Here is a 13,722-nt window from a genome sequence, read left to right as displayed (position 1 = left end):
CCATCACGCCACTTCCTCTGCCAAGAACTGGGCTTCGTAAAGATTTCTATAATATCCGCCTTTTTTCAAGAGTTCTTTGTGGGATCCCATTTCCACGATGTTTCCTGCATCCATGACAATGATTTTATCGGCCTTTTTTATGGTTGCCAATCTATGGGCGATAACGATGGAAGTCCTTCCTTTGGTAATACGCTCTGTAGCCTGTTGTATCAGACGTTCAGAATAGGTATCAATGGAGGAAGTAGCCTCGTCCAACACCAAAATACTGGGCCTGCTAACATAGGCTCGCAAAAAGGCGATTAACTGTCTTTGACCGCTGGACAGCATGCTTCCTCGTTCCTTTACGTTGTATTCATAACCGCCCGGAAGGCTTGCAATGAACTCGTCCACGCCAATCGCCTTGGCGGCCTCCTCGATGTCCCCAACGGATATGTCGGGATTTTTTAGGGAAATATTGTTGGCAATGGTATCGGCAAACAAAAAGACATCCTGTAGTACGATCGCAATATGGGATCTCAGCGAGGATAATGTATAATCCTTGATATCGACTCCGTCTACCAGAATCTTACCGGAATTGATCTCGTAAAACCGGTTCAATAAATTTATTATGGTGGATTTACCAGCTCCCGTTGCTCCCACGATCGCTATGGTTTCACCGGCCTTTACATCAAAGGAGATGCCGTGCAATACTTCCTCATCCTCCAAATACCCGAAGCGGACATCCTTAAATTGGATCGTACCCTTTACGTGAGTCTTTTCTATTTGGCCATTATCCTCAATGGAACTATCGGTATCCAAAATCTTAAAGACCCTGTTCGCGGCGACCATACCCATTTGTAGGGTATTGAACTTGTCCGCAATCTGTCTTAGGGGCCTAAAGAGTAAATCGATCAACATTATATAAGCAAAGACCGTACCTGCCACATCGTTTGTAATGTTGGCTACGTTCTGCAAGCCACCGTACCAAACTACCAAACCTACCGTAATGGAAGAAACGATTTCGGCAATGGGAAAGAAAATGGAATTGTACCAAACCGTCCGTAGCCAGGCATTTTGATGCTTTTCATTGATTTCCCTGAATTTTTCACTCTCTATCCTTTCCCTGGTGAACAATTGTACGATTTTCATTCCCGTAATACGTTCCTGCACAAAGGAATTTAGGTTGGAAACCTCCGCTCTTACCTCTGTAAAAGCGACTTTCATGGCCTTCTGGAAGAGTCGGGTGGCATATAAAATTATGGGCAGCACTGAAAAGACCAACAAGGCCAGTTTCCAATTGATGTAGATCATTACGCCAGCAGCTACTACCATTTTCAACAAATCCGCCACGATTACAAAAAAACCCTGACTGAAAATCTCCCCAATGCGCTGCATGTCCGCTACCGCCCTTGTCACCAAAACGCCCAAAGAGGAATTGTCAAAATACTTCATTTTGAATCCCAGCATTTTCTGGAACAGGTTTATGCGTACGTCCCTGATTACGGATTCCCCCAACCAATTAGCGTAATAATTGAACAGCAATTGTGAAATTACCTGCCCCAGAAGTACCGCCAGCATGGCCAATGTTAGGTATAGCAGTTTATCGGCATCGCTACCTTTAATGGCATCGTCAATGATTTTCTTTAGAAGTAATGGCGTGAGCACGGCAAAGGCCGATAAAAGAATTGCGGCCAAGGCCACGCCAAAAAAAGTAAGCCTGTACGGCCCCGTATACTTCATCAAGCGCTTGAACAGTCTTGTATCAAAGGCGTTGCCGGTATTATCGCTCATGCTTGAAAATATTCTTTGGATAGGTAATCGATGTCAAATATAGTCCTTTTGCAGGTACCGAAACACCGGCCTCCGACCGATCCTTACTTTTTAGGATAGCCTTAACATGCTTTGGTGGGTACTTCCCGTGACCCACATCCAAAAGTGTCCCTACGATAGCCCTGACCATATTCCTAAGAAAGCGATCTGCGGTAATCTTGAATACAAGTTTATCACCTTCTTGTTCCCAATATACTGTTCTAACATCACAAAAATAGGTCTTCACGTCTGTTTTTGATTTGGAAAAACATTCAAAATCCTGCTTTCCCAGGAGCAGTTCAGCGGCCGTATTCATTAAATCAAGATTCAACGGTTTTTTCACGAAAAAAGCCGTATCCTTATAAAATGGGTCCTTTTTCTGACAGACCCAATATTCGTACGAACGGGAGATTGCATGAAATCGGGCATGGGTGTCGTCTTGAACGGGAAAAATACCTTGGGCGGCAATATCCCCGGGGAGAAATGCATTTATTCTATAGATAAGATTTTCTATATCGACGATGGGTTCAAAATCGAAATGACCGAACATCTCCCTGGCATGCACCCCTGTATCCGTTCTTCCGGCACCCACAATTTCAACGGGACTCCTCAAGAGTTTTGATACCACGCCTTCCAATACTTCCTGAACGGTAATAGCGTTGGGCTGGTTTTGCCACCCGTGGTACTTCTTTCCAAAATAGGAGAACTGAATAAAATATCTCAAAGGGATACGCTAGTTTTGTAGCTAACAAAGATATTAAAACCAAAAATTAGAAGACAAGGCCTTTATGCCGATACCAATATTATGACCAAAATCCTTTTGCTTTCCGATACCCATTCCCATTTGGACGAGACCATTTTGAAATATGCCGCCATGGCGGATGAAATCTGGCATGCGGGGGACATTGGTTCGCTAGAGGTATGTGATGCACTTTCCGCTTTAAAACCGTTAAGGGCCGTTTACGGCAATATTGACGATCACAGTATCCAACAGGAATACCCGCTCAACAATAGGTTTATGTGCGAGGAAGTGGATGTTTGGATTACACACATTGGAGGATACCCTCCCAAGTACAACCCCAACACACGCGGGGAAATCAAAAAAAATCCCCCAAAACTCTTCATCTGCGGCCATTCCCATATTTTAAAAGTTATGTGGGATAAAAATGTAGGTCTGTTACATATGAATCCCGGTGCCTGCGGCAAACATGGGTTTCACCAAGTGAGGACCATGTTACGGTTTACCATAGACGGAAAGGAAATTAAAGATTTGGAAGTTATAGAGCTTGGAAAAAGGTAAGCTAGGTTTAGAAAGCCCGCACAAACGGATTGGGAGCCTTATGGTCAATTCCAAGGAAAGTATCGGCAGAAAAAAAACTTAATTGCAAGTAACTCAAACCGGAATATTTAAACCCTTTGGTATTGTAAATAAAAACCCGGGAACTACCCCGGGTTTTCGCACTAATACTACTAAGATGTTAGGTTTAACGTAGACGATCCACAGATTTTACAAGATCTTCATCCTTTTTAATCGCCCTATTGGCAAGGGCTAAAAAAACGATAGAAAATACAGGAATCAGCATCCCAATACCCTTCTCAGAAACTGTAGTCTCTCCGGATAGATTTAGGGACCGATAAACGAAAAGTCCTAGTAAAAAAAGGTTTAATATCATGTTCAACCGGTTCAACACAAACTGGTTCTTTCTTTTTTTAAATAAAAAAATGGTCCATAAGGCCAAGGCCCCAATTATATAAAACAATATGGATACCAAAATCTCATTGCTCGCATAAATTTCCTGCCCTTTGGCATCTGACCACAGATTTACAAAGAACGGCAGCACACCGGACAATAGTGCAACAACAATTAAATAAATGGTCTGAATTCTTTGAATCATACTCTTTGTGGTCCTTGGAGGCACAAAAATAAAGGTCTTTTTAAGAATTATCCACCAAATATTGAAAATAATTTGTAATATTGTAACGTTAATGATTTTAACACTTACCAAAGGGAAACCTTATCCCTCTTTATCCTATTAATTTAGAGTCAGATTTCTTCGTATCCCTAGAAAATACATTTAACTTATTTACATATTTAATGTTTGAGATTTCAGATTTAAAATCAAAAAAGCTTCCTGAGCTTCAGGAAATTGCCAAAGAACTAAACGTTCCCAAATTTAAGACCTTAAAAAAACTGGACCTCGTCTATCAGATTCTAGACTTACAGGCGGCAAACCCAAAAGTGGCGGCTACCGTGGCACCCTCGGAACCGGAAAAACCAAAGACCAAAAAACCTAGGATTTCCAGAAGCAAGGTCGAAAAACAAGAAGAGAAGGATGCTTCCGCAAAGCCAACGGAAACCAACGAGGCCCAAAGCAACGATACCCCAAAAACAAATTCCAACGAGCAAAGGAACACCAAGCCCCGTCAAAAAGGTAACGATAACGATTCTAAAAGGGACAATCAAAAAAGCTCGCAACAGAATAAAAATCAGAACAATCGAAAACAAAATCACTCGCGTAACACCCATGACAAGAGTAATTTTGACAAAGACCTTAAAAATAGGTACAAAGAACCCGAATATGAGTTCGACAGTATCATCACTAGCGAGGGCGTTCTGGACATTATGCAGGACGGATACGGATTTCTTAGATCTTCAGATTATAATTACCTGTCCTCACCAGACGACATTTATGTGTCCCAATCCCAAATCCGTCTTTTTGGCCTAAAACCAGGAGATACGGTATTGGGTAATGTCCGACCCCCAAAAGAGGGCGAAAAATACTTCCCACTGATCAAGGTCAATAAGATTAATGGAATCGATCCGCAAGTTGTTCGTGACCGGGTATCGTTTGAACACTTGACCCCACTCTTCCCAAGGGAAAAATTCAATTTGGCAGAAAAGCAAAGTACCATCTCAACAAGAATCATCGATTTGTTCTCACCCATTGGAAAAGGACAGAGGGGCATGATTGTTTCACAGCCCAAGACCGGTAAAACGATGTTATTGAAGGACATTGCCAACGGTATTGCGGCAAATCATCCAGAGGTATATCAAATTATACTGTTAATTGACGAGCGACCTGAAGAAGTTACCGATATGCAACGAAACGTTCGTGGCGAAGTTGTAGCCTCTACCTTTGACAAGGAAGCCTCTGAACATGTTCGTGTAGCGAACATCGTTCTTGAAAAAGCGAAAAGATTGGTAGAATGCGGTCATGACGTAGTGATACTCCTGGACTCCATTACCCGATTGGCAAGGGCCTACAATACGGTTCAACCCGCTTCAGGTAAGGTGCTCAGTGGTGGTGTGGACGCCAATGCGCTTCATAAACCAAAAAGATTCTTTGGAGCGGCCAGAAATATTGAAAATGGAGGGTCCCTTTCCATCATCGCTACGGCGCTTACCGAAACCGGTTCTAAAATGGACGAGGTTATCTTTGAGGAATTTAAAGGTACCGGAAATATGGAACTTCAATTAGATCGTAAAATTGCCAATAGAAGAATATTCCCCGCCATAGACCTTACTTCTTCAAGTACAAGGCGAGACGATTTGTTATTGGATGAAAACACCTTACAACGTATGTGGATCATGCGCAAGTACCTTGCAGATATGAACCCGGTTGAAGCAATGGAGTTCATAGAGCAACGATTCAAACAAACAAAGAACAACGAGGAGTTCTTAATGACTATGAATCAGTAATCCTGGACCAAATAAATTAAAGCTCCAATGGGTCACCACTGGAGCTTTTTTATACCCTAAATTGAAATAAAACCCTATCTTTAAAGAAGTTTCCCCTGAGAATTTAACCAATATCCTGAACCTATGAAGAATTTATGCAAACCTCTCCTGATTTTTATTTTTTTGATTCCCTTGGTTTCTTGCAAACAAAATCAGGAAAAACCGCCTACAGAAGTCAAGGAAGAAGTACTTACCGCCCCCAAACAAATTATATCCCTAGAGGAAGCGGACTCACTTTACGAAAACTACAAAAATAGAAGGGCCGCTTTCATAGAAAAAATGGAATCGGAAAACCAAAAGGACGAAAATCCTTTTGAACCTACCCAGTTTATTTCTTTTGAAATAGAAGTTCTTGAAAACTACCTCAAATATGTGAAACAGGAGGCAAAAAATGGAGGTACAGAGGCCGATAGCATTCGGATATATCTGGGAAATTATGGAAACACAAGCCGAGGATATCCTAATAAAAACACGGTATTTCTGTTACCCACAGCCCAAGTTGACGGGGCCTACGGGGGCATTTTTATTGATGCAGAAGGGAAGGCCAAGTTAGTGCGCGATTGGATTGCTTCCCAACAAGGTGATAATTCAAAGGAGGGAAGGGAAAAATCCGAAGCCTCATTCATCCCTAAAACAAACGCCGCCCCGGTTTTGCAAGGAGGAACAAGTCTGACTTTAAATAGAGGGAATGGAGGACCTCCACCCAAAACCGACTTCTAACAGATGCTACAAGAACTAGTTGATTTCCTACAGAGGGACTATTTCATTTTTGCCTATATTTTTTCCTTAATCCTGTCCATAATCGCCTACCCGAAATATTTCGATACGTATTTAAAGTACCTACCGGCAATACTGGCCTATACACTGTTGAATGAAATTTTGGGTTATTTCATTAGATACTATCCGGATTTTTCATTTTTTCCAAATGTCCAGGACACAGGATTCAACGATATTATTTACAATATCTATGATTTGATTTTTTTTCCTTTCTTTTTCTACGTGTACTGGAATTTGATTAAAGACAAGAAGTACAAAAGTTGGATACGTACCGTAAGTATTTTGGCAATGCTAACCTATTTGATATCCTGTTTTTTCCAAAATCCTACGCATACCACCCTTTTCTATGCAAATGCCGTTGCTTCTTGGACGCTATTATTCATCATTTTTCTATATTTCTACGATAAACGGAAATCGCATCTTCCCGTTGTTCAACCCTACAACCTTGTTTTCTGGGTGAGTCTGGGTTTAATCATTTTTCACATTTTCGCTCCAATACTTTTCGTAGTCGGATATCTGAGATATCAGCTTTGGCTGGACTATGGTTTTCGGTCAATTCTACACATTCTAATTATACTCATGCACTTGAGTTTCTGCATTGGTTTTTTTGTTTCCAGAAAAAGAGCCTTTGGATAAAACAAAAAACCCTCCATTATGGAGGGTCTTAAAAAATTATTTTTTAAATATTCTTAAAGGGCAGCTACGTGCTTTGCCAATTTACTTTTTAAGTTGGCGGCCTTATTGCTATGGATGATATTGCGTTTTGCCAAACGATCTATCATACTTACCACACTTGGCAATAATGCCTCGGCATCCTTTTTGTTTCCCTCAGTACGCAATTTTTTGATTGCATTACGTGTGGTTTTGTGCTGATACCTATTACGTAAGCGTACCGCTTCGTTCCTTCTAATTCTCTTTAATGCCGACTTATGGTTTGCCATCTTATTTCCTAATTATATTTTTGGTGGATTCCAACATCCATTTATTTCTTGTAGCCCGTAGGGGAATCGAACCCCTGTTACCAGGATGAAAACCTGGCGTCCTAACCCCTAGACGAACGGGCCATTAAGCCAATACGGAACATTAAGTTCCAAATTTTCGTAGCCCGTAGGGGAATCGAACCCCTGTTACCAGGATGAAAACCTGGCGTCCTAACCCCTAGACGAACGGGCCATTACTTTGCGTAATTGCGGATGCAAAAATACAATTATTTTTCACTATCGCAACTCCCAATTATGATTTTTTAAAATCTTTTAATAAGCCTTTGCGAACAACACTCTCTTAGAAGATGGTTTACCCGTCAAAACACAACTACCTTCCTCATCCTTAGCATCTAAAGGAATACAACGAATGGTTGCTTTGGTTTCTTCCTTTATGCGATCCTCACTTTCTGCGGTTCCATCCCAGTGGGCGGATATGAAGCCTCCCTTGGTTTCCAGAATATTCTTGAACTCATCATAGGTTTCAACCTTTGTAATATGCTCTTTTCTGTAATCGAAGGCCTTCTTATATATTGTCTTTTGAATATCCTCCAACAAAAATTCGATTTTCTCAACGACTTCGCTCGCCGGTACCGTGGATTTTTCCAAAGTGTCCCTTCGTGCCACCTCATAAGTACCATTGGCCAGATCGCGCTGCCCTATTGCCAAACGGATGGGAACCCCCTTCAATTCGTATTCGTTGAATTTGAATCCAGGTTTCTGAGTATCCCTATCGTCATACTTTACGGATATTCCCTTAGATTTTAATTCCTTTACCAGAGGCATTACATTTTCAGAAATTTCGTCCAACTGTTCCAAACCTTTATAAATAGGTACTATTACTACTTGAATTGGTGCCAATTTTGGAGGAAGCACCAAACCATTGTCATCTGAGTGGGTCATGATCAACGCACCCATCAAGCGTGTAGAAACCCCCCAAGAAGTGGCCCAAACATACTCTTTGTTTCCTTCTTTGCTCGCAAATTTAACATCGAAGGCCTTGGCAAAATTCTGACCTAAAAAATGGGACGTACCAGCCTGTAATGCCTTACCGTCCTGCATCAAAGCCTCTATACAATACGTTTCAATGGCTCCCGCGAATCGCTCGCTTGGGGTTTTTAATCCCTTGATAACCGGAACGGCCATATGTTCCTCCGCAAATTCGGCATAAACATGCATCATCTGTTCCGCCTCCTCGATCGCTTCTTGTTCCGTGGCATGGGCCGTATGCCCCTCCTGCCATAAAAACTCGGCGGTTCTCAGAAAAAGTCGGGTGCGCATTTCCCAACGAACAACATTCGCCCACTGATTTATCAACAAAGGCAAATCTCTATAGGATTGGATCCACTTTCTAAAGGTATCCCAGATGATGGTTTCCGAAGTTGGCCTCACGATCAATTCCTCTTCCAGTTTTGCATCGGGGTCTACAATGATTCCGGTTCCATCCTCATCATTTTTTAGTCTGTAATGGGTTACCACGGCACATTCCTTTGCAAAGCCCTCAACATGACTGGCCTCCTTGCTCAAATATGATTTGGGGATGAATAGCGGAAAATAGGCATTTTCATGTCCCGTATCCTTGAACATTTTGTCAAGGCCTGCCTGCATTTTTTCCCAAATAGCATAGCCGTAGGGCTTGATGACCATACAGCCCCTTACGCCGGAGTTTTCGGCCAAATCGGCCTTAACGACCAACTCATTATACCATTTGGAATAATCCTCGCTTCTAGAAGTCAAATTTTTACCCATTGTTCGGAGTTTGGCACAAATCTTGTGCTTATTAAAGAAAATAATGCGGTAAAACTAGTTATTTTTACTATGTTCAACAATATAATTTTAGAACGATGATATATTCCACATCCCACACCAAATATTTATATGGACTGATGGTTGCTTCACTGGCAATGCTAGTGGTTTCCTGTGGTTCATACCAACAAGCTTCTTATTACGACAACGACGGAATCTACGCCGATGATGCCCCTAGAACCGTGGAACGTAGACCGGATAGGCAATACAATCCTACGACCAGGTCAGAGGAGTCCGATACCTTTACGGAGTATTTTGGACAAAAGGCCGATCAATATGGTCAAATCTTGGATAGCGAGATATTTACGGACGTAGATTCGTATTCCAGTAACGACCTTAGCGATAGTATTCCTCAAAATCAATTGACCGATTATTATGATAGCCCAAACGACTACCAAGGTTTTGGAGGTTGGGGCGATAACGGCCAAAACGTTGTTATAAATGTTTATGATAATGGCTGGAACAATTGGGGCTGGGGTGGTGGCTTCGGTTGGGGCTGGAACGATCCTTGGCTTTGGAACAACTGGGGCTGGGGTGGCGGCTTCGGTTGGGGCTGGAACAATTGGGGCTGGAATCGCTGGAACCGTTGGGGCTGGGGATGGAACAACCCTTGGGGCTGGAACAATTGGGGCTGGAATCGCTGGAACCGTTGGGGCTGGGGATGGAACAACCCTTGGGGCTGGAACAACTGGGGCTGGGGAGGCGGCTTTGGTTGGGGCTGGAACAATTGGGGCTGGAACGGATGGAACAATTGGGGCTGGGCCGGTAATTGGGGCTGGGGAGGCTATTATGGCAACAACTTAAGAAGAAATTATGCGTTCTCAAACAACAGGACAAGACGCGGCTATTACGATACCGTAAACAATGGTTCAACCGCATTGCGTGGCAGATCAAACGTAAATACAAGGGGTACTTCCCCTAGATACAGAACTTCGGATAGGGCGGTTTCCTCAAGGAGTTCTGCCAACACAAGAAGCAGCTCATTGAGCAGACGTACGGTAAGCGCTGACCAGAACAGGGCCTATAGAACCAGTAGGAGCACACGGGCCACACCAAGATATTATAGCAATTCAAGAAGTAATGGCTATTACAGTGGAACGGCAAGGTCATCATCAACCTATAGCAGGAGTGACATGTCCGGTAGGACCAGTAGGGCCGTAACCCCTAGAACCTCTACCTATAGAGGATCCAGTTCTGGAAGAAGTAGTTCTTCTTATGGCACTTCCAGGAGCATGGGTTCCAGTAGGGGCTATAGTTCCGGTAGAAGCTATAGTTCCGGCAGAAGTAGTTCCGGAGGTAATTATAGTTCTGGAAGGAGTAGTTCTGGCGGTAGCTACAGAAGCTCAGGAGGTGGCGGGTCGTCCCGTTCATCCGGTGGCGGAGGTAGATCTTCCGGAGGTGGTAGATCTTCAGGTGGCCGTAGCAACCGCTAATCAGTTCAACTTTAAAAAGATTGCAAGATGAAAAGAATATTCACTTTCATAACACTATGCCTTTGCCTTACGGCCAGCGCACAAAATATTAACGATGTCCTGCGTTACGGTCTCGAGGAACTCCCGGGCACGGCAAGATTTCAGGCCATGGGTGGCGCTTTTGGCGCACTAGGAGGAGATATGTCCGCCATAAACATAAACCCTGCTGGTTCCGCGGTTTTTAACAATAGCTTAATGACCCTTTCAGGTACTCATTTTAGAAGGGAAAACGATGCAAATTATTTTGGAACGTTATCCAATACAAATCGGAATGAAATCGATTTGAACCAAATAGGGGGTGCCTTTGTCTTTAACAACACAGATCAAAATTCCGACTGGAAAAAGTTTTCCTTGGCTTTCAACTATGACATGACCCAAAGTTTTGAGAACGAGGTCTTCATTACAGGAAATAGCAATCAAGGCATCGATAATTACTTCTTGAATTTTGCCCAAGGAGTACCCTTTGGCTCCATTCTTATTCAAGAGGATGAATTTATCGAAGATGCCTATCTTGATATTGGCGCGGTTCAAGGTTTTCGTGACCAACAGGCATTCTTAGGTTATTATGGCGGAATTTTAGATCCTGAAAGTCCGGATGACGCCACCACGAATTACATAAGCAATACAGGATACTCCTCCGTGAACCAAGAATTTTTAAAAACGACTACGGGATACAATAGTAAGTTTACCGTAAATGCGGCCAGTCAATTTAGGGACAACCTATATTTAGGGGCTTCCCTGAATTTTCACAATGTTATCTACGACCAGTTGACGCAGTTCACCGAAAATGGTTACGATACGGATTCACCTATCCAAAATACAACGTTTGACAATTTATTGAGCACCGAAGGAAACGGGTTTTCATTTAGTTTAGGGGCGATTGCCAAATTAAACGATTTTGTTCGTTTGGGCGCTAGTTATCAATCCCCTACATGGTATAGACTTACGGATGATTTTTCCCAAAGAATAAATTCCGATTTGGCCGATGACGATATTAATTTTATCGATTTCAACATCGTAAACCTGTTCGAAAGATATACCGTCAAAACCCCCGCCAGATTAAACGGTAGCGTTGCCTTGGTCTTTGGTAAAAACGGATTGTTAAGTTTGGACTATGGTTATCAGGATTTCTCACAGGCCGAATTAAGACCCGCAAACGACAATAGCTTTCAAACCGTAAACAATCAAATTTCAAATGAGTTGGGCGGTGTTTCCGCCATACGACTTGGAGGTGAATACCGATTGGGAATGGTAAGTCTACGTGGAGGATATAGATACGAACAAAGTCCCTATGTGAATGGAAATACTATAAATGACCTAAACGGTTTCTCGGCGGGTGTTGGTTTTAATTTTGGAGGAAGTCGATTGGATCTTGCACTAAGCCAAACTTCGCAGGATATGAACGAAAGGCTTTTTGACACAGGACTGAACACGCCCGCCATGATTACAAGGACTAACACCTTTGGTACTTTGAGCTACACCCTGAATTTTTAATCCGATTAAATAATATTAAAAAAGGACCGAATGATTCGGTCCTTTTTTTTTTTATCGTTTTAGGGTAAAATGGGATTGTCGTGTTTTGGCCACCAGAACGCCTGCATCGTCCTCTTCGTACTCAAACCGAAACCAATAATCTGTCGATGGCATGGGTCTACCATTGTAAGTACCGTCCCAACCTTCAACTGCACCCAATTGTTTTAACAGTTTTCCGTATCTATCAAAAATATATACAATTGGATTCGTAAGGGTTTCAATTCCCTTTACGTTCCATTCGTCATTGACAGTATCCCCATTGGGCGTAAAAAACTTGGGATATCCAACTACCAAAAACTCAACCGGTTCCGTAATACCGCAGCCGTTCTTATCATTGATTACCACCGTATTGATACCGGGTGGAATATCTAGAAACACGGGGTCATCTTGAAAAGCCCCTCCGTTTATGGCATACTCATAATCACCATCACCATCCACAAATATCTCAACATTGTTGGCGTCTGGGTCAACGGACAAATTGGTCTCCAAAACCTCCACGCGATCCAAAATTGGAACTCCATAGAAGGTAATTAGAATACCACCTAGGTCGGCGACCGTTGGCGGAGTACCCGATGCTGTGGTGATAGTGGCAAAATATCGTCCTGAATTTGGACTGGTAACTACTAATTCCGCTCCAAAAGGACCAGATCCGGCCAAAGTGCCATCCACAACTCCATCGTCTTCATAATCCACCGTCCATTCAACATTTGCAATATCAGAACCTGCGGGCGAATTCAAGGCACTCAAAACGATATCAGGGTCCCCTTCACAAGCTATGATATCCAAACCCAAAAACTCGTCGCGCAACGTACAATCCAAGGCCGTATTTTGATTCTCGTTTACGGAACTACCCGTAAACGTTAACATAAAAGGCTCCGGGTCGCCATCGAAATTCGTATTGAAATTATTGATTAAGATATAGTAGATTTCACCAGGTTGGACATCCAACCATTCATCATAGGTATTTTGGCTACCCACCAAAAAGGGAGCTCCTTCCTGACCGTTTTCGGGATTTACGCCTATACCTGTAAAATTCGTGTTGTTCACTTCGTAATTGCAACGTATGGGCTCCGAGGTGCCATCACCAATAATAGAACAAAAATTCTGTCCACTCAATTGGTCGTACGGACCATAAACGGCAAAATCCCATTCGGCTGTTGGGGTTGAATTTCCTCCGGACGGTAAAGCCTCAATATCAAAACCTACCTGCCCTCCGGTACCCGCCCTAAATACAAACCAAGAGGTATTGTTTTCTATGTTCGCAGAGCTTACGCTGCCTTTTTCCAAACATCCAGTTTGCCTAATAACTTCCGGGTCAAAATCATCGATATCGCCACCACCGTCAGCCAAACCCATTATAGGGGCATCGGCACAGACAGGGATGGCCGTTCTACAATCTGGAGAGTTTTGGGCTTTTGCCTTGCCAACCAGTAGGAGCAAACAGCAAATAGTAGCGACGAGTGTTCGCATATTTCAATGGGGCTAGTAATATACTTTAACGTATATAATAACTAGGTTATACTAGGTTTAGTATTTTTCACCGGATTATTTGGACACTTAATCGATAAACGGCACATGCGGTCGATTTGAACTCCTTTGAAAATCCTATTAATGACAAGCTTACCAA

The 13,722-nt window shown here is 42.8% G+C and carries 12 protein-coding genes and 2 tRNA genes; 6 read left to right on the top strand and 8 right to left on the bottom strand.

The genetic code is table 11. The annotated features are described in order from the left end of the window. Window positions 1-3: 3 nt before the first annotated feature. Together PP181_RS06800 and truA are read right to left on the bottom strand one after the other, a co-directional pair. Window positions 4-1,770: an ABC transporter ATP-binding protein gene (locus tag PP181_RS06800; RefSeq protein ID WP_272636486.1), complete on the bottom strand. Its 1,767-nt coding sequence runs from the start codon at window positions 1,768-1,770 to the stop codon at window positions 4-6. Next, window positions 1,760-2,512: a tRNA pseudouridine(38-40) synthase TruA gene (truA, locus tag PP181_RS06795; RefSeq protein WP_272636484.1), complete on the bottom strand. Its 753-nt coding sequence runs from the start codon at window positions 2,510-2,512 to the stop codon at window positions 1,760-1,762. Before truA ends, PP181_RS06800 begins: the two co-directional genes overlap by 11 nt. A gap of 81 nt (window positions 2,513-2,593) precedes the next feature. Between truA and PP181_RS06790 the strand changes: the two genes are divergently transcribed. Continuing rightward, the gene (locus PP181_RS06790) at window positions 2,594-3,088 is read left to right on the top strand and encodes a metallophosphoesterase family protein (protein WP_272636483.1); all 495 of its coding nucleotides are present in this window, start codon (window positions 2,594-2,596) and stop codon (window positions 3,086-3,088) included. A 184-nt stretch (window positions 3,089-3,272) separates the two neighbouring features. Here the strand turns inward: PP181_RS06790 and PP181_RS06785 are convergent, their stop codons facing one another. Next, window positions 3,273-3,683: a DUF4293 domain-containing protein gene (locus PP181_RS06785; RefSeq protein WP_272636482.1), complete on the bottom strand. Its 411-nt coding sequence runs from the start codon at window positions 3,681-3,683 to the stop codon at window positions 3,273-3,275. Window positions 3,684-3,883: 200 nt separating this feature from the next. On the opposite strand from PP181_RS06785, the gene rho reads away from it, so the two are divergent. From rho to PP181_RS06770, 3 genes are all read left to right on the top strand, one after another. Then, entirely contained in the window at window positions 3,884-5,488 is a 1,605-nt protein-coding gene (rho, locus tag PP181_RS06780) for a transcription termination factor Rho (protein WP_272636481.1), read from the top strand. A gap of 123 nt (window positions 5,489-5,611) precedes the next feature. After that, window positions 5,612-6,247, top strand: a complete 636-nt coding sequence (locus PP181_RS06775) for a hypothetical protein (RefSeq protein ID WP_272636480.1) — start codon at window positions 5,612-5,614, stop codon at window positions 6,245-6,247. A gap of 3 nt (window positions 6,248-6,250) precedes the next feature. Beyond that, on the top strand, window positions 6,251-6,940 hold the full coding sequence (locus tag PP181_RS06770; protein ID WP_138257463.1) for a hypothetical protein: 690 nt from the start codon (window positions 6,251-6,253) through the stop codon (window positions 6,938-6,940). 53 nt (window positions 6,941-6,993) lie between these two features. On the opposite strand, the gene rpsT is transcribed toward PP181_RS06770, so the two are convergent. The 4 genes from rpsT to proS all read right to left on the bottom strand — a co-directional run bounded on the left by rpsT (window position 6,994) and on the right by proS (window position 9,033). Further along, on the bottom strand, window positions 6,994-7,245 hold the full coding sequence (gene rpsT, locus PP181_RS06765; RefSeq protein WP_272636478.1) for a 30S ribosomal protein S20: 252 nt from the start codon (window positions 7,243-7,245) through the stop codon (window positions 6,994-6,996). 51 nt (window positions 7,246-7,296) lie between these two features. Continuing rightward, window positions 7,297-7,368: transfer RNA gene (locus PP181_RS06760), tRNA-Glu, on the bottom strand. Window positions 7,369-7,405: 37 nt separating this feature from the next. Continuing rightward, window positions 7,406-7,477: transfer RNA gene (locus PP181_RS06755), tRNA-Glu, on the bottom strand. Window positions 7,478-7,557: 80 nt separating this feature from the next. After that, a complete protein-coding gene (gene proS, locus PP181_RS06750) occupies window positions 7,558-9,033 on the bottom strand; it encodes a proline--tRNA ligase (RefSeq protein WP_272636477.1) in 1,476 nt (491 codons plus the stop codon). 95 nt (window positions 9,034-9,128) lie between these two features. On the opposite strand from proS, the gene PP181_RS06745 reads away from it, so the two are divergent. Both PP181_RS06745 and PP181_RS06740 read left to right on the top strand, forming a co-directional pair. Next, window positions 9,129-10,523, top strand: coding sequence for a hypothetical protein (locus tag PP181_RS06745; protein WP_272636476.1), 1,395 nt, complete (start codon window positions 9,129-9,131; stop codon window positions 10,521-10,523). Between the two features lie 27 nt (window positions 10,524-10,550). After that, entirely contained in the window at window positions 10,551-12,056 is a 1,506-nt protein-coding gene (locus PP181_RS06740; RefSeq protein WP_272636475.1) for an OmpP1/FadL family transporter, read from the top strand. A 51-nt stretch (window positions 12,057-12,107) separates the two neighbouring features. Here the strand turns inward: PP181_RS06740 and PP181_RS06735 are convergent, their stop codons facing one another. Then, on the bottom strand, window positions 12,108-13,565 hold the full coding sequence (locus tag PP181_RS06735; RefSeq protein ID WP_272636474.1) for a T9SS type B sorting domain-containing protein: 1,458 nt from the start codon (window positions 13,563-13,565) through the stop codon (window positions 12,108-12,110). Between the last annotated feature and the right edge of the window lie 157 nt (window positions 13,566-13,722).

Origin of the sequence: Maribacter sp. PR66 (assembly GCF_028464205.1) — a bacterium.
In the GTDB taxonomy this organism is placed as follows: Bacteria; Bacteroidota; Bacteroidia; order Flavobacteriales; family Flavobacteriaceae; genus Maribacter; species Maribacter flavus.
This window is presented reverse-complemented; position numbering and strand designations above follow the sequence as displayed.

Coding starts and splice junctions, on each gene's coding strand:
- PP181_RS06775 (WP_272636480.1), top strand. CDS start 5,612: ATGAAGAATTTATGCAAACCTCTCCTGATTTTTATTTTTTTGATTCCC.
- rpsT (WP_272636478.1), bottom strand. CDS start 7,245: ATGGCAAACCATAAGTCGGCATTAAAGAGAATTAGAAGGAACGAAGCG.
- PP181_RS06740 (WP_272636475.1), top strand. CDS start 10,551: ATGAAAAGAATATTCACTTTCATAACACTATGCCTTTGCCTTACGGCC.
- proS (WP_272636477.1), bottom strand. CDS start 9,033: ATGGGTAAAAATTTGACTTCTAGAAGCGAGGATTATTCCAAATGGTAT.
- PP181_RS06770 (WP_138257463.1), top strand. CDS start 6,251: ATGCTACAAGAACTAGTTGATTTCCTACAGAGGGACTATTTCATTTTT.
- PP181_RS06785 (WP_272636482.1), bottom strand. CDS start 3,683: ATGATTCAAAGAATTCAGACCATTTATTTAATTGTTGTTGCACTATTG.
- PP181_RS06790 (WP_272636483.1), top strand. CDS start 2,594: ATGACCAAAATCCTTTTGCTTTCCGATACCCATTCCCATTTGGACGAG.
- PP181_RS06735 (WP_272636474.1), bottom strand. CDS start 13,565: ATGCGAACACTCGTCGCTACTATTTGCTGTTTGCTCCTACTGGTTGGC.
- PP181_RS06800 (WP_272636486.1), bottom strand. CDS start 1,770: ATGAGCGATAATACCGGCAACGCCTTTGATACAAGACTGTTCAAGCGC.
- rho (WP_272636481.1), top strand. CDS start 3,884: ATGTTTGAGATTTCAGATTTAAAATCAAAAAAGCTTCCTGAGCTTCAG.
- PP181_RS06745 (WP_272636476.1), top strand. CDS start 9,129: ATGATATATTCCACATCCCACACCAAATATTTATATGGACTGATGGTT.